Source organism: Patescibacteria group bacterium (genome assembly GCA_026397045.1).
In the GTDB taxonomy this organism is placed as follows: domain Bacteria; phylum Patescibacteriota; class Saccharimonadia; order CAILAD01; family BJGX01; genus JAPLVO01.
The window spans coordinates 14,765-40,263 of record JAPLVO010000014.1 but is presented as its reverse complement, the minus strand read 5'-3'; the positions used below and the strand labels follow the sequence as shown (position 1 = coordinate 40,263).

Annotated in this window: 25 protein-coding genes; 20 read left to right on the top strand and 5 right to left on the bottom strand. The window is 44.5% G+C overall.

Annotated features, from left to right (window positions below; genetic code table 11):
- Nucleotides 1-79: 79 nt before the first annotated feature.
- The 4 genes from NT111_03025 to NT111_03010 are packed head-to-tail and all read left to right on the top strand — an operon-like array spanning nt 80 to nt 2,609.
- Nucleotides 80-592 carry a thioredoxin family protein gene (locus NT111_03025; GenBank protein MCX6804962.1) on the top strand — a complete coding sequence of 171 codons (513 nt, stop codon included), beginning with the start codon at nt 80-82 and terminating at the stop codon, nt 590-592.
- The gene (locus NT111_03020; protein MCX6804961.1) at nt 592-1,317 is read left to right on the top strand and encodes a sulfite exporter TauE/SafE family protein; all 726 of its coding nucleotides are present in this window, start codon (nt 592-594) and stop codon (nt 1,315-1,317) included. The genes NT111_03025 and NT111_03020 overlap by 1 nt, the downstream gene beginning before the upstream one ends.
- Before the next feature lie 42 nt (nt 1,318-1,359).
- Nucleotides 1,360-2,229 carry a rhodanese-related sulfurtransferase gene (locus tag NT111_03015; GenBank protein MCX6804960.1) on the top strand — a complete coding sequence of 290 codons (870 nt, stop codon included), beginning with the start codon at nt 1,360-1,362 and terminating at the stop codon, nt 2,227-2,229.
- A complete protein-coding gene (locus tag NT111_03010; protein ID MCX6804959.1) occupies nt 2,226-2,609 on the top strand; it encodes a hypothetical protein in 384 nt (127 codons plus the stop codon). Before NT111_03015 ends, NT111_03010 begins: the two co-directional genes overlap by 4 nt.
- Here the strand turns inward: NT111_03010 and murE are convergent.
- Nucleotides 2,604-3,920: a UDP-N-acetylmuramyl-tripeptide synthetase gene (gene murE / locus NT111_03005; GenBank protein MCX6804958.1), complete on the bottom strand. Its 1,317-nt coding sequence runs from the start codon at nt 3,918-3,920 to the stop codon at nt 2,604-2,606. The two genes, NT111_03010 and murE, sit on opposite strands and share 6 nt — an antisense overlap.
- A 60-nt stretch (nt 3,921-3,980) precedes the next feature.
- On the opposite strand from murE, the gene NT111_03000 reads away from it, so the two are divergent.
- From NT111_03000 to rpoD, 6 genes are all read left to right on the top strand, one after another.
- Complete coding sequence (locus tag NT111_03000; GenBank protein MCX6804957.1) at nt 3,981-4,775, top strand: arginine deiminase family protein; 795 nt, start codon at nt 3,981-3,983, stop codon at nt 4,773-4,775.
- A 44-nt stretch (nt 4,776-4,819) separates the two neighbouring features.
- Nucleotides 4,820-6,199 carry a hypothetical protein gene (locus NT111_02995; GenBank protein ID MCX6804956.1) on the top strand — a complete coding sequence of 460 codons (1,380 nt, stop codon included), beginning with the start codon at nt 4,820-4,822 and terminating at the stop codon, nt 6,197-6,199.
- Between the two features lie 66 nt (nt 6,200-6,265).
- Complete coding sequence (locus NT111_02990; protein MCX6804955.1) at nt 6,266-6,559, top strand: hypothetical protein; 294 nt, start codon at nt 6,266-6,268, stop codon at nt 6,557-6,559.
- 134 nt (nt 6,560-6,693) lie between these two features.
- Nucleotides 6,694-7,245, top strand: coding sequence for a hypothetical protein (locus tag NT111_02985; protein ID MCX6804954.1), 552 nt, complete (start codon nt 6,694-6,696; stop codon nt 7,243-7,245).
- Nucleotides 7,246-7,346: 101 nt separating this feature from the next.
- A complete protein-coding gene (dnaG, locus tag NT111_02980) occupies nt 7,347-9,125 on the top strand; it encodes a DNA primase (GenBank protein ID MCX6804953.1) in 1,779 nt (592 codons plus the stop codon).
- Nucleotides 9,126-9,127: 2 nt separating this feature from the next.
- On the top strand, nt 9,128-10,252 hold the full coding sequence (gene rpoD / locus NT111_02975; protein ID MCX6804952.1) for an RNA polymerase sigma factor RpoD: 1,125 nt from the start codon (nt 9,128-9,130) through the stop codon (nt 10,250-10,252).
- On the opposite strand, the gene NT111_02970 is transcribed toward rpoD, so the two are convergent.
- Nucleotides 10,249-10,722, bottom strand: coding sequence for a hypothetical protein (locus NT111_02970; protein MCX6804951.1), 474 nt, complete (start codon nt 10,720-10,722; stop codon nt 10,249-10,251). The genes rpoD and NT111_02970 overlap by 4 nt on opposite strands.
- Nucleotides 10,723-10,800: 78 nt before the next feature.
- Here NT111_02970 and polA point away from each other — a divergent pair, with 78 nt between their 5' ends.
- Nucleotides 10,801-13,545 carry a DNA polymerase I gene (polA, locus tag NT111_02965; GenBank protein ID MCX6804950.1) on the top strand — a complete coding sequence of 915 codons (2,745 nt, stop codon included), beginning with the start codon at nt 10,801-10,803 and terminating at the stop codon, nt 13,543-13,545.
- A gap of 7 nt (nt 13,546-13,552) precedes the next feature.
- On the opposite strand, the gene NT111_02960 is transcribed toward polA, so the two are convergent.
- Entirely contained in the window at nt 13,553-13,831 is a 279-nt protein-coding gene (locus tag NT111_02960) for a hypothetical protein (protein MCX6804949.1), read from the bottom strand.
- A gap of 311 nt (nt 13,832-14,142) precedes the next feature.
- Between NT111_02960 and mutM the strand changes: the two genes are divergently transcribed.
- A complete protein-coding gene (gene mutM, locus NT111_02955) occupies nt 14,143-15,030 on the top strand; it encodes a bifunctional DNA-formamidopyrimidine glycosylase/DNA-(apurinic or apyrimidinic site) lyase (protein MCX6804948.1) in 888 nt (295 codons plus the stop codon).
- Nucleotides 15,031-15,101: 71 nt separating this feature from the next.
- Complete coding sequence (holA, locus tag NT111_02950; protein MCX6804947.1) at nt 15,102-16,016, top strand: DNA polymerase III subunit delta; 915 nt, start codon at nt 15,102-15,104, stop codon at nt 16,014-16,016.
- A 37-nt stretch (nt 16,017-16,053) separates the two neighbouring features.
- Here holA and rpsT read toward each other — a convergent pair whose 3' ends face one another.
- Both rpsT and NT111_02940 read right to left on the bottom strand, forming a co-directional pair.
- A complete protein-coding gene (rpsT, locus tag NT111_02945) occupies nt 16,054-16,452 on the bottom strand; it encodes a 30S ribosomal protein S20 (protein ID MCX6804946.1) in 399 nt (132 codons plus the stop codon).
- A gap of 192 nt (nt 16,453-16,644) precedes the next feature.
- Nucleotides 16,645-17,325 carry a GNAT family protein gene (locus NT111_02940; GenBank protein MCX6804945.1) on the bottom strand — a complete coding sequence of 227 codons (681 nt, stop codon included), beginning with the start codon at nt 17,323-17,325 and terminating at the stop codon, nt 16,645-16,647.
- Nucleotides 17,326-17,685: 360 nt separating this feature from the next.
- On the opposite strand from NT111_02940, the gene NT111_02935 reads away from it, so the two are divergent.
- The 7 genes from NT111_02935 to aqpZ all read left to right on the top strand — a co-directional run bounded on the left by NT111_02935 (nt 17,686) and on the right by aqpZ (nt 25,498).
- On the top strand, nt 17,686-18,609 hold the full coding sequence (locus NT111_02935; protein ID MCX6804944.1) for a DHH family phosphoesterase: 924 nt from the start codon (nt 17,686-17,688) through the stop codon (nt 18,607-18,609).
- A 152-nt stretch (nt 18,610-18,761) separates the two neighbouring features.
- Nucleotides 18,762-19,397: a tRNA pseudouridine(55) synthase TruB gene (gene truB, locus NT111_02930; protein MCX6804943.1), complete on the top strand. Its 636-nt coding sequence runs from the start codon at nt 18,762-18,764 to the stop codon at nt 19,395-19,397.
- 30 nt (nt 19,398-19,427) lie between these two features.
- Complete coding sequence (gene rpsO, locus NT111_02925) at nt 19,428-19,694, top strand: 30S ribosomal protein S15 (protein ID MCX6804942.1); 267 nt, start codon at nt 19,428-19,430, stop codon at nt 19,692-19,694.
- A gap of 155 nt (nt 19,695-19,849) precedes the next feature.
- On the top strand, nt 19,850-21,991 hold the full coding sequence (gene pnp, locus NT111_02920) for a polyribonucleotide nucleotidyltransferase (protein ID MCX6804941.1): 2,142 nt from the start codon (nt 19,850-19,852) through the stop codon (nt 21,989-21,991).
- A gap of 54 nt (nt 21,992-22,045) precedes the next feature.
- Complete coding sequence (locus NT111_02915) at nt 22,046-22,645, top strand: uracil-DNA glycosylase (GenBank protein MCX6804940.1); 600 nt, start codon at nt 22,046-22,048, stop codon at nt 22,643-22,645.
- Nucleotides 22,646-22,684: 39 nt separating this feature from the next.
- Nucleotides 22,685-24,739, top strand: coding sequence for a ribonuclease J (locus NT111_02910; GenBank protein ID MCX6804939.1), 2,055 nt, complete (start codon nt 22,685-22,687; stop codon nt 24,737-24,739).
- Between the two features lie 81 nt (nt 24,740-24,820).
- On the top strand, nt 24,821-25,498 hold the full coding sequence (aqpZ, locus tag NT111_02905; protein ID MCX6804938.1) for an aquaporin Z: 678 nt from the start codon (nt 24,821-24,823) through the stop codon (nt 25,496-25,498).
- Nucleotide 25,499 lies beyond the last annotated feature (1 nt).

The following is a 25,499-nucleotide window of genomic DNA, read 5'->3' as shown; positions in this document are numbered from 1 at the left end:
TAGTTTTAACAGAAATACAGCTAAGTTTCAAGCTAAGTATAGTTCGTTTTATCAGTACTTCTCATGTATAATACGCGCTATGAATAAGATTAAAAATATTTTGAAGAGAAATAAATATGCCTTGGTGGCTGCATTTGCCCTGCTGTTATTGGTTGGGGGATTTATCGTTGTGAGTTCTAGCACCAATAAGCCAGATCCCAAAGACAGCAATACGATCTCTGAGGGCACCATTTCGGAATCGCCCAAATCCGATGAGCCAATAGCTAGTAGTGCTAAGGCCGATAGTCCTGGAGTATATGAGCAATATGACAGCTCGAAGTTATCCAAGGCTAGTGATTCTAGCGTGGTGTTGTTTTTTAATGCCAAATGGTGCTCCGAGTGTCAGAAAGCAAATGCGAGCTTTAGTAGTAACCCCATACCCAATAATCTTACAATCCTTAGCGTTGATTATGACAAGAACATCGAACTTAGAAAAAAATACGGCGTTACATTTCAGCACACTTTTGTCCAGGTAGATAGCGATGGGAAGCTAATAAATAAATGGTCTGGTAGTGATACTGCCAATGAAGTAGCCAGCCAAATAAAGAGCTGATGCTAGAGCTAATTAGCTTCCTTTTTATATCGCTCTTAGCGGGGATGCTTACTGCATTTGCCCCTTGTGTACTACCTATTGTGCCGGTTATCTTAGGAGGTTCGGTGGCTAGCAAGGATAAAAACAGACCTTTTATTATTGTACTCTCGCTGTTTGTGTCAATTATAGTATTTACCTTAATACTCAAGGCCAGTACCGTCCTGATAGGCGTACCAACCGCATTCTGGAGCTACCTTTCGGGCTCAATCATTGTATTATTTGGTGTTTCAATGGCATTGCCTATGTTATGGGAAAAACTCCAATCACGATTAGGTCTCTATGCTAGTTCCAATAAGTTTCTCGGCAAAGGATACAAAAAGGGTGGTTTAGTAGGAGCAATTATGGTTGGAGCAGCGCTTGGGCCGGTATTTAGTAGCTGCAGCCCTGTATATTTATTAATACTATCAGTGGCATTACCCGCCAACTTCGCCAAGGGATTATTATATGTCATGGCCTATGCATTTGGTTTGTGTTTAGTACTTCTTCTGGTGGCTAAGTTTGGGCAGGTATTAATACGCAAGTTCAGCTGGCTAGAGGACCCTAATGGCTTATTCAAAAGACTCCTAGGGGTATTTCTGATAATAGTAGGGCTTGCGATACTCGCAGGCCTAGATAGGGCCCTGCAGGCTTGGCTAATAGAAACTGGAGTTTATTCGACAGACCTTGAGCAGAAGCTAATCAAGTAGCTGCCTGGCCTTAAAGCTGGTATTTTGCTATAATCGCACATTATGTCGAGCAATATTTTTGTACTACTATATTATAAATTCACTCCGCTAAAAGATGCGAAGTTTGAAGCCAAACAGCACAAGCTAGTTTGCAAGGGGATTGGCCTGAAGGGCCGAATCCTTATTGGCGATGAAGGCATCAACGGAACCGTGGCTGGAACTCGCGCCCAGCTCAACGAATATACCGAATATATGGATAAGCACCCAGACTTTAGGGGTATTGTATTCAAGCGATCAACCGCACCAAAAATGCCGTTTCCGAAAATGATCGTTAAATACCGCTCAGAAATTGTGACGCTTGGAAAAGATGTGGATCTTAAAAAGACTGGCAAGTATCTTAGCCCCGAACAAATGCATGAGCTTTTCGAACAGGGCGAAGATGTGGTAATGGTGGATATGCGTAATAATTATGAGTACGAGGTGGGTAGGTTTGACGGTGCGATTCAGCCTGGTACGGTCAAGTTTTATGAGTTACCCGAAAAGGTTAAAAACCTCAAGATAGATAAAGATAAAAAGGTTGTAACTTATTGCACTGGTGGAATCCGCTGCGAAAAGGCCACAGCACTTCTTGCCGAAGAGGGTTTTACCGATGTTTACCAGCTCGAGGGCGGAATTGTAAAGTATCTCGAGAAGTATCCAGATGGTTACTTTAAGGGCAAAAACTTCGTGTTTGATGACCGAATGGTTACTAATACCGACACCAAAAGCGGCGAAAAGGTTTTAGGCACATGCACACATTGTAAAAAGGCGAGCGATCGCTACATTGATTGTGCCAAGCCAGACTGCCACCAGTTATTCATTTGCTGCAAGGGCTGCGACGAGTTGCATAATGGACTCTGCCCTGCAGCTATTAAGGATCTAGCAAAAAAATGAAAACAATACTCGTAGATGCAATCGATGGCCTTATACTTAAAGACGGAACTGTCTTTGAAGAAATGCATCAACTTTTAGAAAAATATCCAAATCCAAAATTAGTTTTGACGGGTGCTAACGATGAACAGTTCAAAGAGTTTAATTTGAACAGATCTCCTTACGAAGTTTTTACTCTTAAGCATGACCCAGAAAAGACGGACTCAAAATATTTTGAAATATTACTTAATAAATATAATTTAAAGCCCAGTGAAGTTGTTTATTTTGAACACAATAAAGAAGCTGCCGAAGTTGCTACGCAGGCTGGTATTAAAACGATGTTTTATGATTGTTCGAAGCGAGACCTAAAAGAGTTAAAAGTATTCTTAGACTCTAATTTATAAGCTTTTTAATTCTTCGCGAACAACTTTTCTGTCATCCCAAGGGCTGGATTTGCCACCAATCACAATTGATTGTTCCGCGCCTTTGCCGGTAATTAAAACTAAATCATCTTTTTTGGCTAGCTGCAGGGCTTTGCGGATACCTTCACGGCGGTCGGGGACTATAAACATACTTTTGCCTTCTTTGGCACCAGCCTTAAGGGCGCCTTTTTTGATGTCATTAATAATGTCTATCGGGTCGTCTTCGTATGGGTCGACATTGCTTAAGATAATTATGTCCGAACCCTTGGCACAGATTTCGCCCATTGCGGGGCGCTTGGCACTATCGCGGCCACCACCTTCGGCACCGAGTAGGGTAATGACTTTAGCGCTTTTGGGTTTGATATCTTTAGCACTTTCCATAAGTGCAGTCATGCTGGCTTGCTCGTGGGCGTAATCGACCACCACGGTAAAGGGCTGTTTGCCTTCAATAACTTCCATGCGGCCAGGTATGGTTGGGAGCTTGCTCAGGCCTGTAGAAATGGCTTTTTTGTTAGTACCTAGGGCCGATGCGGTAGCGATTGCACCGGCAGCATTAATGGCGTTTATTTTACCTAATATCTTTACCTTATAGCTGGACTTGTCGATGTCAAAGCTAATTCCACTTTGGGTGTCGGCTAGACTAGTAATTTTGTAATCGGCATCGGCCTTGGTTCCGAATGTTAGCTTTTTATCTGCCTGGAAAATTAAATAATCTTTGGCGTGCTTGTTGTCGGTATTAGCGATAATCATCTTGGGGGTGCGGGCAAGATCAATGGTCTTTCGCTTGGAGTGGGTGAGGTGCTTAAACACACGCTTGTTGTGTTTGTGCAAAGTTTCCATGCTAAAGTCGTGTGCCGCCATTAGTTCCTTGGTGACATTGGTAAATACCAAAACATCAAAATTAATTCCAACATGCCGATATTGAGTCTGGCCCTCGGAGGGGACTTCCATAACCACATACTTGCATTTCATGCTAGCCATCTTGGCTAGGATCTTTTGAGTGACAAACGCCCCGGGCAGAGTCATATGGTAGGGATTCATTTCTTCTTTGTTGCCGTAGCGAATGTTTGCAGTGCCGATTAGGCCAACCTTATTGCCATCGGCACTAAGTATGGACCAAAGCATATTGGCAGTAGTGGTTTTGCCTTTGCTGCCGACAATACCAATAACTATCATGCCTTCGCTAGGCTTTTTGTACTTCTGAGCAGCCGCAATGGATTCAGTGTAATGAAAAAAGTTGATCAATGATTTGGGAATGATTGGCTGAACAACTTTTTTAAGTGTCTTTTTCATGCCTCTATTATAGCCTGATAGCCACTTATATATAAAGCCCAAGCTGTTATAATTGGCAAGATGAAAAAAAATATCCTAATGTGTGCACCGAAATACTTTGGCATCGAATATGAGATTAACTCTTGGATGCATACCAATAATGAGGTTAATGATGATTTGGTAGCAAAGCAGTGGCAAGATTTATATAGTATTTATAAAAATAAGCTTGGCTGGAATGTAAATCTTATTGAACCAATCAAGGGTTTACCGGACATGGTGTTTGCGACCGACTGCTGCCTTATAAAAGACGGCAAGATTCTCTTGAGTAGGTTTCGATACCCAGAGCGGCAGCCCGAGACAGCTCATTTTAGCAGGTGGCTACAGGGCAATGGCTTTACGAATACCAAACAGGCCGAAAATTTATTCGAGGGTGGAGGAGATAACTTACTGTGCGGAGATAAGATTCTGGCTGGGCATGGCTTTCGCTCGGACATCAAAGCTGCCGACGAAATGCGCGAATACTTTGGCTGTGAAGTGGTGAGCTTGAAGATTATAGATCCAAACTTCTATCATCTCGATACTTCGCTTGCAGTATTATCTGATGACACGGTGGCGTATTATCCTGGCGCACTCGATGAAGATAGCCAGAAAAAGCTAAAAGATGCAATACCTAACATTATCGAAGCCACTCTTGAGGAGGCCAAAGGCTTTGGCTTGAACGCCGTAAGCGATGGTAAAACCATCATTACTAGCGATGAATCGCACAGCTTACTCGATAAATACCGGCTTGCGGGGTTTGTGGTAATCGGAACATCAATACTGGAATTCCGAAAATCGGGTGGAGGAGTCAAGTGCTTAACACTAAATTTGATCTAAGCACTAGCGAAATACACAAAGGTTGTTTATACTAGTACCTAACTATGCAACCGCAAGATAATGACTTCCCAATTAGCCAAGTGCAATCGAACACATCTACTCCCCAAGTAGATCCTTCCGATTCTGGGATCATTCTAACTTCTATTCCCCAGCCAACAGCTGCTAGCCCCCAAGCTGATGCTACTGATGGCCAGCCAGCCCCTGTGTCTGCTGGCACTACTTTTCAGCCAGATACTTCGCCTCAGCCCGAATGGCAACAAACAGCTGCCTCTGATACCTCGGCGCTTTATGCTAAGCCAGAACAGGGTGTTGAGGGCACGGTGCCAGGTACCCCGCAAGCTGCTCCAAATGTTTTGGGTGTGCCTACCGAATCACCAATTCCAAATACTATTGAACCTCCAGCCTCGGATCCAGGCTTAACAGCGATGAACAATGACTTTGAGCAAGCCTCAGTGCCAGCGCCGGGAGTTGAGGCTCCATCTGCAGACCCTGCTATTGGGCAGCCAGCCATCCTTCCGCCACTTCCAGCTCCGGCTCCTTTACCGGTGCCTTCAGCCGAACCTGCATTGGCACCCCAGCTACCACCCAACGAACCAGTTCCTTTTGTGCCAATGCCTGGGCCTCAACAAGATTTGCCGGTCCAGCCCGTGAGCTATAGTGGGCTTCCAGGTGCATCTGATCTTGGGCCAGCCGTAGCTTCTATGGATCAGCCAATACAATCAAGCGGAATGGATCCAAATTTAGGTGGTATTGATCCTCTTATGGCTAATATGGAAACCGAAATGCCTCAGGACTCTTCGGCCGGTAGTAACAAGAAAATAATATTTATAATAGCTGGAGCAATCATGGGCTTGGTTATTATTATCATAGCAATTGTCGTTATCGCTAGCTCTGGACCAAAGCAATCTGATGTCCAGGATATTCCCCAGGTAGTAGAGCCTCCACCGGCTGAAGAACCAGCAGTAGAAACGCCTACAGTATCGCCACCTGCCACTCCTCCTGAAGGATATGTAACAATCGACAAGCAATGTTATACTTTCGCAATATATAACCCCAACACTGTTCCTACAGATACAGTTTGTAGTTTTGAGGATGCCACTTTTGGTAAATTCAAAACTAGCAAAATTACTGTAAATACAATCACAGATGATTATAAGAACCTAGATGAGTTTGCCGCCATCGTAGAGCCTTCTATCACTGTTTTGTCAAAAGAAATTATAAAGCTAGATGGCTCAGACGCTAAGCAGTTTATATATAAATCTACTGATGGGCGTACATATTCCAGAGTTATATCCTTGGTGCTTGGTAAGACATATCAGCAGGAGGGTAAGGCAGTGACAGGTACAGATATTGTCACTTCTTATCAGGAAGAGTTCGACAAGACAGTAACCAAGAATATCCTCGATACCTGGCGCTGGAAATAGTCATTGCCGATTCCTCTTGCATGTGGTAATATTTTTGTTCACCCATAAGGAAGGGAATTTTTGTCCATGGTAAATACCTTTTATATAGAAGAGGAAGGCAAAAAAGCCGTGAAGGCTAAAGTTGAGGCCCTCAAGGGTAAAACCCTAGAGATTAAGGCTCTGTTTGACAAGATAGTAGCAAAGATTGGGGAAGAGCAAGTTTTTGAGCATTTGTGCTCGAGTGTAACTGGAGTAGTAAAGAGAAATTGGGAGATCACCCAAAGATACTTTATTACAGAGGACGACTTGCGAAGGGAGCTTAGGTTCCTAAAGGACAAATTCAGAAACAAGGAGGCAGAAATATTGCCAAGTTTTAGATGATCCCGCCGGGGCGCCTGGATTTCCCAGGCGCCCTAAAAATTTATTCAGTTTTTATTGTAAAGGTGCAGCAAATATAGTAACTTTGTTATCAGGTGGAAACAACAGTGTATTCACTCGAACCAACGGGGGGCTAAATGTCCAAAAAATATATAGCTAATTCATTTAATGAAGTTACACTTTGCTTCATCGACCGCTGGCTTAATAGCTGGCCAGATATCACCAACTACCATTCTGCTGATAAAGATATAATACGCAGTCTTTTGCTATCAGTGATATTTAGTCGCTACGAAGATAGCGGGGAAATCAGAGTTACCGATAACGATAAAGTAAAAGTACTTTCATTGCTTGAACAACTCCAATATAGAGGCCGTTATATCAAAGCATCTAGCTATGATATCGACAACACCGCTATGGATTTTGCTCGGCTGTATGTATCTGAGTGGGATCAGAAAGACAATTATACCAATAAAGAACTGGATCTGATCTTGGGGTTTCTGTACAGAGGAACCCGTAATAGATACCACAATAGTAATTTCACAATACTGTCTATCGATACCAAGGACTTGGGCAAAGCCAAAGACGCTATTGCCCGAAGCCGAAATGATGCCGTAGTGTCTAAAGCTGCCGACCGAAGGGATCGCAAAGTCCGTAATCGTCGCAGGCTTATGCAGGGCATTCAAGATTAGCAGTTCAAAAAATACCGGCCTACTTCATTGTGGGCCGGTATTTAATTTGGTTGAGAGTAATATATTTCATCCTATTTCGGATAAAAGGTTATAATGGTTCTATGAACGATGTAGATGAAGTAAAAAGTAGGCTAGATATTGTGGAGGTGATTGGGGGTTATGTCCAGCTTAAGCAGATGGGACGAAGCTTTAAGGGGTTAAGCCCCTTTAAGACTGAAAAGACTCCATCATTTATTGTCAGCCCAGAAAAGAATATCTGGCATGATTTTAGCTCTAATAGGGGAGGCGATGTTATTGGCTTTGTTATGGAGGTTGAAGGTGTGAGCTTCCCTGAGGCTCTTGAAATGCTAGCCAAAAGGGCGGGGGTGGCCTTGAAGCCACGCAAATTTGGCAATAATAAGGAAACTAGCATAAAGAATCGACTTTTCGAGGCTAACGATTCGGCAATGGCTTACTTCCACATGGCTCTGTCCAAGGATGCTGATTCAAAGAGTTATTTTATCAATCAGCGAGGCTTATCAAGAGACACCATAAAACACTTTAAGCTTGGCTTTTCTCCCGATACCTGGGACTCTCTCACCGTCCACCTTCGATCTAAGGGCTTTAGTGACGATGAGCTTGTCGCCGCTGGGTTGTGTGCCAAAAGCCCTAAAAGCAGTAGTGTTTATGATCTATTTAGAGGCCGTGTTATGTTCCCTGTGTTTGATGCTCAAGGCCGGACAATCGGCTTTAGCGCCAGAACGCTGTCCAGCCAGAAAATAGCTAAATATATCAACACTCCTCAAACAGCAATATACAATAAAAGCCTAGCTATTTATGGCCTTACTCAGGCAAAAGAGGCAATCAGACAGGCCGACGGCGTCGTTGTTGTCGAGGGCAATATGGATGTCCTGGCACTGGCCAATGCTGGATATAAAAATGTAGTTGCCTGCAGTGGCACTGCACTCACTGATATGCAGGTCCGTCAGCTGAGTAGGCTCAGCAAAAACATTAAATTATGCTTTGATGCCGATGAAGCAGGGGTCAACGCCACCCTACGCGCCATAGAGCTAGCTAGCAAGCAAGAAGTAAGGATCGACATCATTGGCTTAAATGATGCCAAGGATCCAGATGAAATGCTAAAAAAAGATAAAACTAGCTGGCAGAGAGCATTGGATTCGGCCATGTATGCACCTGACTATTTGATTTCTTTAGGCAAAACCAAATATAGCACCCTTACAGCTCCAGGGAAGAAGCAGTTTATTAGCTTTATTTTGCCGATGATCAGATCTTTTACAGACGATATAGAGACACAGCATTATATCAAGACAGTTGCGCAGATTGTCGATGTAGCAGAAGAGCACATTTTTAAGCTACTAAATTCAAGTATCACCAAAACCACAGCACCCGCAATAATATCTTCTACGCTAGATCTACCCGGCGCGGATAGCGACAATGGCCCCATAGAAGACAAGCGTAAGCTTACTCGTCCAGAAAAACTCGAGCAAGAACTGCTGGAGCTGTGCCTGGCCTTCCCAATTGCTGCACCAGCTCTAGACGATCTCGAAGTAGATCAAATCACCGATCTGCATCAGTCGATTTTTGAAGGGATTAAGAATAACACCGATGCCAAATTTGACAGCATTGTTAAAGGATTGCCTGAACAAGAAAATTATGTTAAAATACTAGCATTAAGGGGTGAACAACAATACGCCGATTTCTCGGCGCACGATATAAGGCTCGAAGCCTTCACCCAGGTCGCAAGGGTTCAAGAAACAAATAGGCAGTCTGTAAAACAAAAGCTCGCAAGACAGCTCTACGAAGCCGAGTCGAGCGGCGATATCAAGCTATCTAAGGAACTTTTAAGACAGTATCAAGCACTAATAAACGAGGATAAATAACTATGCCAAAGAAATCTAAAGCCCCAATCGAAAGCCCTAAAGACAAGCCAGTAGAAAATAATGATTTTACTGTCGAGATAGACAAACTTATCGCAAAGGGTCGACAGCAGGGCTTTGTTACTCAGCAGGAGATCCAGTCGACGGTTCCGGAAGCCGAGGAAAATGTAGATTTGCTCGATGATTTGTACTCCAAACTTATCGACAAAGGTATCGAGGTTACGGATCAAAAGGACAAGCTTTGGGAAACCGAGCCAGAAGAAGATGTTGAGAGCGCTACCAGTGAAGCTAATATAAAAGATATCGCCGACGATTCAGTAAGGCTGTATTTGCGAGAGATAGGTAAGATACCTCTCATCACAGCTGACGAGGAAGTGTCGCTAGCCAAGCGAATTGAAAAGGGCGACAAGGCTGCAAAGGACGCTTTGGCCGAGGCCAATATGCGACTCGTGGTGAGTATTGCCAAAAAATATATCGGCCGTGGGTTGGACCTATTGGATCTTATCCAGGAAGGTAACACAGGGCTACTCAGAGCGGTTGAAAAATTCGACTATCATAAAGGCTTTAAGTTCAGTACCTATGCTACCTGGTGGATTCGCCAGGCTATCACCAGAGCCATTGCCGACCAAGCCAGAGTTATCCGAATCCCAGTACATATGGTAGAAACAATCAATAAGCTTATCCGTACTCAGCGCCGTCTTACCCAAGAACTCGGACGCGAGCCGCTGCCAGAGGAACTAGCTGCAGAAATGGAAATTGATGTCGATAAGGTTAATCACATCCTTAAAATATCCCAAGACACCACGAGTTTGGATGCAGCAGTTGGCGAGGATGAGGATTCCAGCCTTGGAGACTTTATCAAAGATGTGGACTCTGTTAGCCCCGAAGAGGCTGCGACATATGAGTTATTAAAAGAGCATATCGATGACACATTGGAGCTGCTTACTCCTCGAGAGCAAAAGATTCTGCGCATGCGCTTTGGCCTAGAAGATGGACGCAGCCACACCCTCGAAGAGGTCGGGCAGGAGTTCGGTGTAACCCGCGAGCGAATCCGACAAATTGAAGCCAAGGCACTAACAAAGCTTCGTAAGCACAAAGATAGCAAAAGACTCAAGGATTATATTAGCTAGGGGTTTTTGGGGGGTTGGTTATTGGCAGCTTTTAGGGCTTCATCGCGAGCCGCTTCGGCTGCTGCGCGAACCTCGTCATCTATAAGCTTTTTGCGAACCGCGGCAGCTTCCAGCTCTATTTGGCTCGCTTCCACTCCTATTTTTCCAGCAGCTGTTTCTACCTCAGTTACGGGCACGAAGTCGCCATCCCTAGGTGGCTCGGCGGGAGGATTGGGGGTCGGTGGGATAACGGCGGGCGGTGAGATATTTTCAGGCACAGCGGCACCATAGCCACCTCCACTGGGTTCGGCTCCAGTTTCATCAGACGGATCGGGCAAAAAAGGCTGGTCACTGTTATCTGAAGGTTCGATACTTCGTTCGATGGCCAGTTTTTTTTCATATGCCCTAGTTGCAGCTTCTTCTCCATGGTGTAGTGGCTCTGATTCTTCTCCGTCGTGTGTTGGCTTTGATGGCCCTGATGGCTTGTTCATAAGTAAATTAAATCCTCTTAATTAGTTTATTTGATCACAAATTATCTTATATTTTATAACATAAGGTATAATTTAACTATGATTAAAAGAAAAAAGCTCGTAATCTTTGATGGTCACGCCTTGGTGCACAGGGGGTTTCACGCTATTCCTCACCTCACCACCAAAGACGGCACGCCCACCAATGCTGTCTATGGCTTCACCATGATGATGCTACTAGCACTGCGGGAGCTCAAGCCAGACTATGCTATTGTTGCCTGGGATGCACCTGGAAAGACTTTTCGTCATGACCAGTATTCGGATTACAAAGCCACCCGTAAAAAAGCCCCAGACGAACTATACGCACAGATGCCACTTACCAAGGAGCTTGTAGCTGCCTTTAATATTCCACTTATTGAGGCACCGGGCTACGAGGCCGACGATATTATTGGCACTCTCGCCAAATCGTATCAAGATTCTCTAGATGTAGTCGTGGTCACGGGCGATATGGACGAACTCCAGCTGGTTTCTGAAAATGTAGCAGTCTATACTATGCGCAAAGGCTTTAGCGATACATTTATTTATGATGAAAAGGCCGTCTATGATAAATATGGCGTTACTCCAGAAGAGTTTATTGTCTATAAGGCACTGAAAGGCGATACCAGCGATAATATTCCGGGGGTTACAGGTATTGGCGACAAGGGTGCGACAGATCTAGTGAGTGAGTATAAGACCCTCGATAAAATATATGAAAATATTGAGCTAATTAAACCAGCTCTGGCCAAAAAGCTCGCAGCTGGCAAAGAAAGTGCTTATTTGAGCCTTGATCTTTCAACAATAAAGCGTGATGTTGAGTTTGATTTTAAGCTTGCTGATTCGGCCCTGCACGATTATGACAAAAAAAAGGTCTTTGATTTATTTCACAAGCTAGAGTTTAAAAGTCTACTTTCCAAATTACCAACTCAGTCACTTTCAGAAGATGCCCCTACACAAGACGCCCAGCAGGGTGGGGCAGAGGCTGCGGCTGAGTTTAACCGCGAACATCTAAAGACCGCCAAGTACCATTTAATAACTAAGCTCAGTGAGCTCAAGCAGCTAGCCACCAAACTCAAAGCCCAAAAGGTCTTTGCCTACGACACTGAAACAACCAGCGTAGATGCCATTGACGCTAGTTTGGTTGGGGCTTCTTTTAGCTTTCAAGAAGGCGAGGCCTACTATGTGCCGCTGGCTCACAGCCAGAAGACCGAAATTGGCTACGACCAATACTATGATGTTATTGGCCCTATTTTGAAAGACCCAGCGATAGGAAAAGTTGGCCATAATATCAAATACGACTATGTGGTGATGCGACCACATGATGAGATGCGTCTTGGGCCAATTGTGTTTGACACGATGGTTGCGGCATTTCTAATTAACCCTATTGGTAGGGCCCAGAGCTTGAGCCAGCTAGCCTACAATGAGCTGGGTATATCTATGATTGAGATTGAAGAGCTAATTGGCACCAAGGGAAAGAGCCAACAAACCTTCGATAAGATTGATATCAAAGAGGCCTCACAGTATGCTGCCGAAGACGCCGACATTACCTGGAGGCTCTATAAGAAGCTAGAAAAGCAGCTAGATTCTATTGGCGAGCTGGCTAGCCTTGCTGCTCAAATGGAGTGGCCGCTTATAGAAGTACTAGGCGATATGGAATATCAGGGTGTTGAGTTAGATTCAAAATTTTTGAACAAATTATCAATTCAATACCACCTAGAGATAGATAAATTAAGGGCTAGTATATGGGGCCTTGCAGGTGAGGAATTTAATATTAGCTCACCGGCTCAGCTGCAAGTGGTGCTTTTTGAAAAGCTTAAAATAGATAGCCAGGGCTTAAAAAAGACCAAGACCGGTATAAGTACGGCGGCTAGCGAGCTTGAGAAGCTGCGCGGCAAGCATAAGATTGTCGATATGATGTTTGAGTACCGAGAGCTCACCAAGCTGACCAGCACCTATGTAGATGCTTTGCCCAAGCTGGTTAAACCCAATTCTAGAATTCACACAAGCTACAACCAAACAATCGCCCAGACAGGGCGCTTAAGTAGCACCAATCCAAACCTGCAAAATATTCCTACTCGCACAGAAACCGGCCGAGAGATACGCAAGGCATTCGTGGCATCAGAGGGCAATATTTTGGTGTCTGCAGATTATAGCCAGATAGAGCTTAGGCTGGCAGCCGCGCTAGCCAACGACGAGCCAATAATAAAAGCTTTTGTAGAGGGGGCAGATATTCATACTCTCACCAGTGCTGAGATGTTTGGAATTAAGCCAGAAGAAGTTACGCCAGAACAGCGCTATGCCGCCAAGGCGATAAATTTTGGTGTTTTATATGGCATGAATACCCACGGGCTATCTGTGGCCACTGGCTTTGATTACGCCCAGTCAAAAGACTTTATCGACCGCTATTTTGAGCTTCGCAAAGGCGTAGCGCAGTATATCGCTAGTGTTAAAAAATTTGCTCATGACGAGGGCTACACCGAAACAATTTTTGGCAGAAGGCGACCCTGCCCAGATGTAGCCTCGAGCAACTTCTTGGTTCGATCTGCTGCCGAGCGAGCTGCTGTGAATATGCCGCTTCAAGGTACAGCTGCAGACATGATGAAGCTGGCAATGATAAGTATTCACAAAAAACTACCAAAGAATGCCAAGCTAATTTTACAAATACATGATGAACTCATTGTGGAGTGCCCCAAAGACCAAGAGAAAGCTGTGATTGAAATAGTATCGCAAGAAATGATTGCAGTTCATAAGTTTGCAGTACCAATTGAGGTGGGTGTAAAAATCGGAACTAGCTGGGGTGAACTAAAATAGATAGGACCTAGCCAGAAAGGCTAGGTCCTACAACGAATTTAATCGTTTGGAGTTTATCGGTAGGGCAGTAAAGTGTGACATCATTCATGTTTGATATAAATCCTTCAACTAGGACTGCCTCCTGCTCTTCAAGCCTGGCTTTAATACCAAACAAGTCTTCGAAGCCATCAAGGGAGAAATAAAACACATCTCCTGCCCTCAAAAAGTATAAAGTATACTTTTTTTCACCCACGCTATGAGTAACGATTTGTTTGCTGCATAGGTGGTAGTGAATGCTTTTAGACATTTCTGATGCTAATAATTTATCATCGTAATTCCAGCTGTGGTTCCTGAACAAAGCCATTTTATGGCCTCATCGCGATAATGGCCACCATTACAGTGCCAGCCGCAACACTTACAGCCATAACGGCGAATATAAGCTCTAGCCAATATCTTAGTACCTTATTCACTGCTTTTCTCCTTTTGTCGATGAACTTTTTGTAATATACAATTATTACATCATATAATCAAGCCCTTAGAGGTACAGTAGCCAACAGTAACACGCCCATATGCCTGCATCTAGTTGTTACAGACGCTTGACTCTGTCATACTTTCGCTATGCCAGAGTTACCAGAAGTTGAAACTGTCAGGCTGGGGTTGCAGGGCTTCTTGCCAGGATTACAGGCTAAGAGCCTGACTTTTGATTGGCCAAAAGGCTTCCCTAATAGCCAGGCCCTAGTAGATAGGGTGCTTATTGGCGCCACGGTAGAGGCTGTAAATCGCCGGGGTAAGGTTATTATTATTCCACTATCGTCTGGGTATAGTGTATTGATTCATCTGAAAATGACCGGTCAGCTAGTGTATCGGCCAAACAATGGTAAGGGCTTTGGGGGCGGCCATCCCAACGATAGCCTGATAGATAAATTGCCCAATAAATCTACTCGCGTAACCATCAATTTTGGTCGCGGAACATTATTTTTTAATGATCAGCGAAAGTTTGGTTGGGTAAAGCTAGAAAAATCTAAGGGTTTATATGATTCTAATTCGTTTTTGAGCAAGCTAGGGCCAGAGCCACTAAGCGATAGCTATACTTTTGAACAATTCAATAGTGCGCTCCAGCGCCGAAAGAATACTACTATTAAGGCTGCCATATTGGACCAAACTGTGCTGGCGGGCGTGGGCAATATCTATGCCGATGAAGGGCTTTTTTCAGCTAGAATTCACCCAGCTACAAAAGTGGGCGATGTCAGTACCATCAAGCTAAAAAGGCTTTATTCTAGTTTGCGGGCAATTATGAAGTTGAGCATTGAATTGGGCGGCAGTAGCGATAAAAACTATGTAGATGCCAATGGTAATAAGGGTAGCTACCTTAAGTTTGCAAAAGTTTTTAGAAGGGAAGGCACTAGCTGTCCAGTCTGCGGAAGACAAATCATAAAAATTCGGGTTGCCGGCCGAGGCACTCATATTTGCGAGCATTGTCAGCGCCCACCTCGAGACAGACTCTAAAGACCCGAAGATCAATAGGTTTGGATGGCTGGATCTTTCAGGTATAATTATCCAATGGAGAACTGTAGCTAATGGTTATATATTTATATGGTAAAAACAGCTTTGCTATCAATCGTCAGCTGGGGTTAATTAAGTCTAGATACCTTTCTAAGACAGGCCAGGAAGGTGATTACAGCAGGGTCGATATTGCCAGCAAGGGGATAGGGGGGTTACTCGAAAACCTTGCCACCGTGCCGATGTTTGTAAGTAGCAGGCTTATATTGGTCGACGGCATAAGTCTGGCCAAGCCAACCTCCGAGCAGCTGGGTCAGCTGGTAGATTCAACACCAATTAGCACTAATTTGGTACTTATAGATGCCAACCCCGACAAACGCACAGCTGTTTTTAAGCAGCTTAGTAAGCTAGACGGAGCAAAGGAGTATAAAATTCTGGAAAGGTATGATTTGATCAAATGGGTCAAGCTAGAGTCTAGCCGTCTCGGCGCAATTATCGATCCTAAGGTCGTGAGTTACCTTATAGATTATGTAGGGCAGGACCAATGGACGCTGCACAATGAGCTGATTAAGCTCAGTAGCTATAGTAAGACTATAACAAAAGAAACAATCGCCGAGCTGGCCACAGAAAGCATAGAAAGTACTTCATTTGATCTGGCCGAAGCCTTGGTTGGCAAGGATATTAGGCGCTGCATTATTTTGTACAAGCAGCTGACAACTCAAGGCGTAGCAGACCAGCTAATTATCGGGGCTATAACATATCAGTTCAGGGTGCTAATGGTAGTTGTAATAAATAATCCCGAACTCACCAAGGCATATCGCCTGTCTCCTTATCCGCTGCAGAAGGCAAGAGCAATATCTGGGGGGCTAGAAATAGCTGACATAAAAAAAGCCTATGCATTGATCGCTAGGGCCGATATAGCTATCAAGACGGGTCAGCTAGCCTCGCCTGAGGCTGTAACAGAACTCATCTATAGATTGTGTGAAAATTAGTAGTATTTAACCCCTCTTGGTTGGAGGGGTTAAATAGTTACTTCTTTAGAGGGGACTTTTTGGCCGCTGGCTTTTTAGTGCTAGCTTTGCTTGCTGGAGTCTTTTTGGCCGCTGGCTTTTTGATGGCTTTTTTCTTCTCGCCTGGTTTGCCCGGGGCTTCTGTGCCATATGGTTTTGCGGCAACTGAGTTATAGCTCTTGGCTAGACGGCTCTTTTTGCGAGCAGCAGAGTGCTTATTGATAACGCCTTTGCGGACAGCTACATCAATTTCTTTGATAGCAGCGATAAGTTCTTGGCTGTTTTCAATTTTGCCTGTGGCAATTTCGTCGCGTACGGCCTTGAATTTAGCTTTAACAGAAGATTTTACACTAACATTGTAGGCTTTGCGCTTTTTTGCCTGGCGAACTCTCTTAATTGCGGATTTGATTACTGGCATGTTTAAATATGTCTTTCTAAAAAGTTATAGAGAGTAGTATAGCTTATTTAGCCGTATCTGTAAAGACTCTGAGCTTAGCCGTAACTAGGCATTGATAAACAATATCATTCCAGGGATCTATACTGTGGTGGAAAATGTCAAAGTAAATGGGGCCAGGTAAAAACCTGGCCCCATGCAATAACATACCCGTCGTCACATAAAGGTGACATCTGCTCTGGCTCGCTCAATAGCCAATTCTGCTTTACGGCGCGAGATATTAAACTCCTCGGGAGGCTCATTATCCCCCCAAAAATAATCCCACTGGTGCCGGTACGGATTGACCCATGTCAGATTATCAACATGACAGACCTTGCCGCCGACAATGCTGTGGCTGTATTGAGTACCTGTGCGCGTATAACCGACGCCCTGTAGGGCGTTTAGGCTGGCATCATTGCCACTGATGACATAGCTATCGACGGCACGAATGCCTAGTACTTGGTGAGCATAGAGGCTTCTGGCGCGATGGCAGGCACTGGCGATGCCCTGGTGCCAGAATGAGTCGTCATAAATGACAATACCCGAATGCGCTCTGCCGTCTTCAATGCGGTGCAAGCCAGTGCTACCAATCGGTGTGCCAAGCTCATCTGAGCTGTCTTGAGCGATACAAATCGCCCATGTGCAATCATCCTTGAGTGTAGCTGCCTGCTCCATCCACGCTTCTTCCATTGCTGGAGTTTGTGTGGCAGAGAGCATAATGTAACGCTGTATATTTACTCGGCTTATGGCCTTCGCCATAAGCGTACCTTCGCCTTCTTGGTAGCCTCGCATGATAATGCGGGGTTCTTGCTTATTCTCAACGCCATTGCTGAAGCTCATTGGCAATCCATAGGCCATAGCTACTCCCTTAGAGGTAGTTAGGTGCAGATCTCGGAATTTCCGAGACCCGATGGGCCTCCTAGCGAAGTGGCGTTTCTTGTATTAAGATAAAAAACTCCATCTTCTTGAATGGAGGCTCATCGGATATCAGAAACTGTTAGTAACCGGTTAGATCATTCGATAAGCCAAAGCAAACCCCACCGCTGTACGGGTAGACATCCGCGAATAAATCGGGAAGGTATTTTTGCTTTGGTTATTCATAATATTATTTTACTATAATTCTGTATTTTAGCAAGCCCACTGAGCTAGACAGCCCTCAGCTCTTGACAATAATGCTTATCATGTGTATAATATCGTAATTAAATAATTTTTATACATATGCAAAACGAATTAACCCCAAAACAACAGGCCAGCGAGCTCATTAAGCAAGCTCATAATATATTGATAATTACAGGTCGCGAGCCTAATAACGACCAGTTGTCAGCCGCTATTGCTACGCAAAGAGTAATAAATAAACTCCAGAAGCAGGCAAGCGTAGTAGTTACCGACAGCCTCCCCAAGAGTGCTGAGCTTTTCGATACGCAATTTATTAGTAAGCAACTGGATGGCGTTAGAGATTTTATTGTTAGCATCGATATGAAGTCGGTGGTAGTGGACAAGCTCAAATATAATGTCGAAGGCGAGCGCCTAGATGTGACCATAACCCCGCTTAATGGCAACTTCAAATCCAATGATGTTAGCTTTAGCCAGGGCCCACTAAAGTTTGACCTCATAATATCCTTAGGCGTCCCCCAGATTGCCAAATTAGATAGGATAGTAGAGCAGAACCCGACTATATTCGATGGGCTTCACCTAATAAACATTGACTACCACAGGATTAATGAGAACTTTGGTAGCGTAAATTATATAGATCAAAACGCTAGCTCAGTTTGCGAAATGCTGGTATCGTTGTTCGAATCAATCGCCCAGGGGAGTGTTGATGAATCAATTGCCACCGCACTATATACGGGCATCACAAGTGCCACTCATAATTTTACTATTCCAGGTACCACTGCAAAGGCCATGACAGTCGCTGCTCAAATGCTAGCCGCCGGTGCGAAGCATCAGGATGTTGTTAGGATAATGCAATCTAAAAGCTCGAAACCCAGCCTCAGCCCAGCCCCTCAAGCTGCCCCAAAGGTTCAGGTCCCCGACGAGTCGGCCCCCACTTCTATAAAAGAGGCCTTAGAAGAGGCCAAAAAGCTCAGCCAAGCAGAAGCAGTCGTGCATAGTACCGAAGAAGGCTCAAAAAAAAAGATCTAATTTGGTCTAAAGGGGAGTTTGAAGCCGAGAAGTTTAGCCCAGGTCCCTTTCAGGGCAAAATAGGCCCTAGTGCCAAGATAGCTTCAGCCTAGGAAGCATGAATTTATCGCTGGTATTTGGCCTAATCTGCTAAGATTGTCTTAGACACTAAAATGCAATACAACCCAGGAATATATCTAATAAACAAACCCCGCGGCCGTAGTAGCTTCAGTATGGTGGCTCAAATGCGCCGACTTAGCGGTATTAAGAAAGTAGGGCACGCTGGTACTCTAGACCCAGAAGCCGAAGGTCTTTTGATCGTTCTGGTAGGCAAAGATTACACTCGGCTATCAGATAGCTATCTCAAGCTCGATAAGAGCTACGAATTTAGCCTAAAACTAGGTGAAAATTCAGATACAGGCGACCAAGAAGGTGAAAAAACATCTATATCTGATACTGTACCCACCAAAAAGGCTATTCTAGAAGCACTAGAAGACTTTAAGGGGGTTATAGAGCAAGTCCCCCCCAAGTACAGTGCTATAAAAATAGATGGTGTCAGGGCCTACAAGAGGGCCAGAAGAGGCGAAGAGGTAAAGATTAAGCCCAGAAAAGTCACAATTAGTAAGCTAGAACTACTCAAATACAGCTACCCAGAGCTTACGCTGCGAGCTGATGTCAGCAGTGGAACTTATATTCGCGCGCTAGGTGAAGACCTTGGTAAAAAACTAGCAACAGGGGCTTATTGCACCCAGATAGTGCGTACTTCTATAGGCCAAAACCAGCTTAAAAACGCAATGCCACTTGATTAATATGCCAATTTCTGCTAATATAATTCGAGTATGATTCAAAAAACTATCAAAGCTAAAGTGATGAAGGATAACGGTATCCACAGCAAGGACACTGGTTCGGCCGAAGTTCAGGTTGCGCTATTTACAGAGAATATTAAATCTCTTACCGACCACCTTAAGACCCACAAAAAAGACAACCACAGCCGCCGTGGGCTGCTCGCGATGGTTAGTAAGCGCAGAAGGCTGCTCGACTACCTAAGCAAAAAAGACCATAATCGTTATGAGGCATTGGTTAAAAAGCTGAAGCTCCGACGATAGCTATTTGATTTCGTTTAACAGTATTTTAAAAATTTAGCATAATTTGATTATTCATTTTAGTAGCGGAACAGATTGATCCTAAAAAACTTGATCAATTAATTCCGAAACTAATAGTAAAATGTAATTATCTCATGGCTATAGAAAGGCATAATAATATGGAAATAATCCATCCCTTTGGAGGCAAAACATCTAGGTTTGAAACAGATTTTGCAGGTAAAAAATTAATATTTGAAACAGGCAATATGGCCTTTAGAGCCGATGGCTCAGTTACTGTAAGGTGTGGCGACACTATGGTTCTGGCGACAGCTGTTGTTGAACCTAAGCCAAAGCCAGATACCGATTTCTTCCCCCTGCTTATTGATTATGAGGAGCGCTGGTATGCTTCGGGCAAGGTTTCTGGATCTCGCTATGTGAAGCGCGAAGGCCGACCGTCGGATCGAGCAATCCTTACTTCTAGGCTGATAGACCGGCCGATTAGGCCACTATTTCCTAAAGGCTACCGCAATGATGTGCAGGTAGTGGTTACCGTACTGAGCACCGATCTTCAAAACGAGCCAGATGTAATCGCAATTATCGCTGCATCAACCGCCTTAATGTTGGCTGGTACACCTTTTGAAGGCCCAGTGGCGGCTGCCAGAATAGGCCAGATTGATGGCAAACTAGTAGTAAACCCTACAGTTAGCGAGCAGGAAGGTAGCAATTTGAATCTAACTGTTGCCGGTACGAAGGAAGCCATACTAATGGTGGAGTCTATTGCCGACGAAGTATCCGAGGATTTAATCCTCGAAGGCTTCGAACTGGCCATTAAAGAGTGGCAGCCAGTGATTGATATCCAAAATAAAATGATCAAGGAACTTGGTATTAAGACTAAGGAATATGAGCTATTTGTACCCAGTAAAGAAGCCGAAGAAAAGGTCTATGAGTATCTTTCAGATCGCCTAGGGGATCGAGTCCGACATGCCGATAAGACCAAGCGCCACGAAGCGATAGATGAGCTTCATGATGAAGTCATGGCTGAGTTTGGGATATTGCCTAATGATGTCGAGGATGATGGCAAAAAGCGCTATGGACATCCAGATATCGAGGTCGTATTTGAGAAAATCATAGATAAAGAGATTCGCCGATCTATCCTAGAGGACTCTGCTAGGCCTGATAATCGTAAGAGTACTGAAATACGACCCTTAAGCATGCAGGTGGGTTTAATCCCGCGCACCCACGGCAGCGGCTTGTTTACCAGGGGAGCAACACAAGGCTTAACACTCACGACCTTGGCTCCAGCTGGGGCAGCCCAGCAAATAGAGTCGATGGAAGAGGATACCGAAAAATTCTATATGCACCACTATAATTTTCCATCTTTCTCAATAGGCGAAGCTAGGCCAATGCGGTCAACTAGCCGCCGAGAAATAGGCCATGGTAATCTCGCCGAGCGAGCCCTTTTGCCAGTCATGCCCGAGAAGGAAGATTTCCCTTACACTGTCAGGGTGGTTACGGAGATACTAAGCAGTGCTGGGTCTACCTCTATGGCCGCAACTTGCGCCAGTACACTGAGCCTGATGGATGCAGGAGTTCCTATCAAGAGCCCAGTTAGTGGTATAGCGATGGGGCTTATGGTCAACCACTCTAAGCCTAGCGAATATGTGATATTGTCTGATATTCAAGACGCCGAAGACTTTGCTGGCGATATGGACTTTAAGGTAACCGGAACAGCTAAGGGTATCACTGCTTTGCAAATGGATATTAAGCTCAAGGGCCTTAGTCATGAGATACTCACATCTGCACTTATGCAGAGCAAATTAGGCCGCTCTGAAATACTAGATGCCATGCTTAAGGTCATTTCTAAGCCTCGCGAGGAACTAAGCCCCTTTGCACCTATAATAACCAAACTCCAGATTGACCCGAGTAAGATTAGAGAAGTAATAGGTAAGGGTGGCGAGACCATCCAGCGTATTACTTCAGAAACAGGTGTCGATATCGACATAGAAGATTCTGGCCTTGTAATGATATCGGGCTCTGATGCGGGAGCAGCCAAGGTAGCCAAAGAAATGATCGAATCAATAGTGGCCGATCCAGAGGTTGGAAGGATCTATGACGGTAGAGTAGTTAAGGTGATGGAATTTGGAGCATTCGTAGAGATCCTACCAGGCAAAGAAGGAATGGTTCATGTCAGCCAGATACGCGACGAACGAGTCGAGGATATACACTCGGAATTAAGTGAAGGTGATGAAGTTAAGGTCAAGCTTACCGAGATAGACGATCGGGGAAGATTAAACCTTTCCATTAAAGCCGCTAAGCAGTAGACACTGTCAGTCCAGAGTCTACCCACATTAATGCGGGTAGGACTGGGGGGATATATGGATCTTAAGCAAAAGAGACGCGAATTAGATATCATCGCCAAATCTATTACGAATCGTGATATAGATATCAAAATAGCCCAAAACTGCCAAAACCCCGTACCTGGCGAAGGAGATCCCAACGCCAAACTAATGTTTATAGGTGAAGCCCCAGGGGCTCAAGAAGACAAGCTAGGTAAGCCCTTTATCGGTGCTAGCGGTAGGTTTTTAGATGAGATGCTCGAAGGAATTGGTATGAAGCGAAAGGATGTATTCATTACTAATATCGTGAAGTTTCGACCTCCTAAAAATCGCGACCCCAAGCCCTCCGAAATCAAAGCCTGCCTCCCGAGCTTGCTCGCCCAAGTAGAAGTAATCAGCCCCTTGCTGATTGTATTTTTAGGCCGACATTCAATGAATGTATTTTTCCCAAATCTCAAGATAGGCCAAGTCCATGGCGAGCATATTGAGGCCAGGGTAAAATTTAGTAGTAAGCTTATAATCGAGGGCACATTTTTGCCGCTATATCACCCAGCCGCAGCCCTATATAATGGCTCCATGCGCCAGGTATTGATACAGGATTTTACAAAAATACCTAAAATATTAGAACTAATCAGTTAATAATCTATTAAAAAATAAGAAAGGATATATTATAAAAGTATGTCAAAAGATGATTTAAAAAGCCGTCCACTAACGGCTCAAGACCTAGGTTTTACAAAACCTAACAACCAAGCAGGCCAAGCCAAACAAGCCACTCCGGCCTCCGCTGGCTCAGCCTCAAGTTCGCCAACTGCCACCCCTAGTTCTGCAACCACAGAGCAGTCGAGGGATGCCTCAAAGCCCACACCGGCAGGTAATGCAGGGCGTAATCCTCATAACAAAAACCAAAAGTTCCAACGGCCCCGTAATAATAACAATAGACGCTTCGATAAGCGCCCGACTCAGTATGCCGTCGGTAGTTTCAATCAAAACGGTAAGCCAACTGACACCAGGCCAGTCATAGCCGCTCCAGTAGGTATGAGCAAGATAGACGCTGGAAAGCTCAAGATTGTCCCGCTTGGTGGCCTTGGCCAGATTGGTAAAAATCTAATGGCCCTAGAGTACGAAAATGACATTATCATTATGGATATGGGCTTTACTTTCCCGAACGAAGACCAGCCTGGAATTGACTTAGTAGTCCCAGATATTACCTATCTAGAGGAGCGCAAGCACAAGATCCGTGGAATCGTCATTACACATGCCCACGAAGACCATGTCGGTGGTATTCCATTCTTACTACCTAAGATCCCGGCCCCTATTTACGCCGCTAAATTTACCATTAAGTTTATAGAGCGCAAACTTGAAGAGTACCATCTAGATTTTAAGCCCGAACTACACACTATAAATCAAGACACTCATGATAAAATCCAACTCGGTGTATTCACGGTAGAGTTTATACGCATAAATCATTCTATCCCCGACGCCTGTGCGTTGGCGATCCACACTCCTGTTGGTACAATCATCAACACCGGCGATTGGCGCTTCGAAGAACAGCCATTAGACGGCAAGCTATCTGATAAGGGTAGATTAAAGGAAATAGGCGATGAAGGCGTTGCACTTTTGATGTGCGATTCCACGAACTGTGAAAATCCTGGCCGTACTCCATCAGAAACAGAAATAATCAAAACGCTTGATGAGATTATGGTGCGTAATTATAACAAGCGTGTAATAATTTCTTCATTCGGAAGTCAGATTACGCGAATGCAAATTATAATTAATGCTGTCGAAAAAGCCCATCGTAAGCTGGTTGTTGCTGGTCGAAGTATGGTTAATAACCTTGAGCTTTCCGTAAAGCTTGGCTATGTCAAAGTCCCACCAGGGCTTATCGTTAAGGCTCAGGATATGAAGAGCTACCAAGATAGTCAATTAGCCGTACTTACTACAGGCTCACAGGGTGAAGAATTCTCGGCGCTGCAACGCATGGGCAGAGGCGAACACCGTGATGTTAAATTGAAAGAAGGCGATATTGTGGTACTTTCTGCCTCAATGATCCCAGGCAATGAAAAGTCCATTTTTGGCATGGTGGATAATCTATTCCGCTGGGGTGCTTATGTTTATCAGGATGGAACCAAAGCGATTGATGATTTGGGCATATTCCATATCTCAGGGCACGCTAATGTTGATGAGGTTAAGGAGATGATCGAGCTAGTTCGACCGAAGTATTATTTGCCAATCCACGGCGAGCTTCATCATATGAAGCACAATGCTAAAATTGCGCTCGACATGGGCTATGACCCTAAAAATGTATTCGTAGTAGAAAATGGCCAAACTTTAGAAATGGACAAAGAAGTAATTAAGCTTGGCAAGAAAGTCCAGACGGGCGAAGTGTTGATCGACGGAGCTGGTATTGGCGATGTCCAAGAAATCGTTCTTAAGGATCGATTGGCTATGAGTAGCGATGGTGTCTTTATGGTGGTTGCCACGGTCGATAAAAAAACCGGCAAGCTAGTCACTAGCCCAGACATTATTAGCCGAGGCTTCATTTATGTCAAAGACAACGCTGATATACTAAATAATTCGCGTAAGATTGTTAAAAACATTTTTGCCAATAAAAGCCCGGGGGTTCCTGCTAGCTCTCCTATATTCAAGGCTCGTATGCGCGATGAACTTAGTAACTATCTCTACAAAATAACTAAGCGTAATCCAATCGTATTGCCGGTTGTTATCGAGGTTTAGTAGTAGTCCGAATATTATTCTTGCATGGCACTATGCTTGGTAGTATATTAAATTCATAACTAAGGAGATTTTATGAAGGACTTGAAGCCATACATTGCAGAGGCGCTTGGCACAGCTATTCTAGTTCTGGGCGGTTGCGGTACGGCTGTACTAGCTGCAAACAAAGTTGGAGTTTTGGGTGTATCACTAGCATTTGGCTTATCGTTACTAATTATGGCCTATGTGATTGGGCATATTTCTGGCGCGCATATTAACCCAGCCGTTACAATCGGACTGGCATCTATTAAGAAGTTCGATTGGAACAAAGTTCCAGGTTATATCACCGCACAAATTATTGGCGGGATACTTGGAGGGCTGGTTATATATGTAATCGCCACCCATACACCAGGGTTCGTGCTGTCTGCGCAGACTTTTGCTGTTAATGGCTGGGGCGAGCTATCACCAACAGGAGTGGGCATACGAACTGTATTCTTTACTGAGATCGTCATGACGGCACTTTTGGTCTTTGCGGTTGCATCGACTACCGATAAGAAATTCACACCAGGCTTTGGCGGAATAGCGGCTGGCTTTATGCTGGCGCTTGTTCATATGATCAGTATTCCTGTCGATAATACTTCGGTAAATCCTGCCCGTAGTATGGGTGTCGCCATTTTTGTTGGCGGTCAGGCCACAAGCCAGCTTTGGCTGTTTTTTGTAGCACCGATTATCGGTGGTATTATTGGAGCCTTTGCTTACAAATACATCTCGGATACAAAATAAT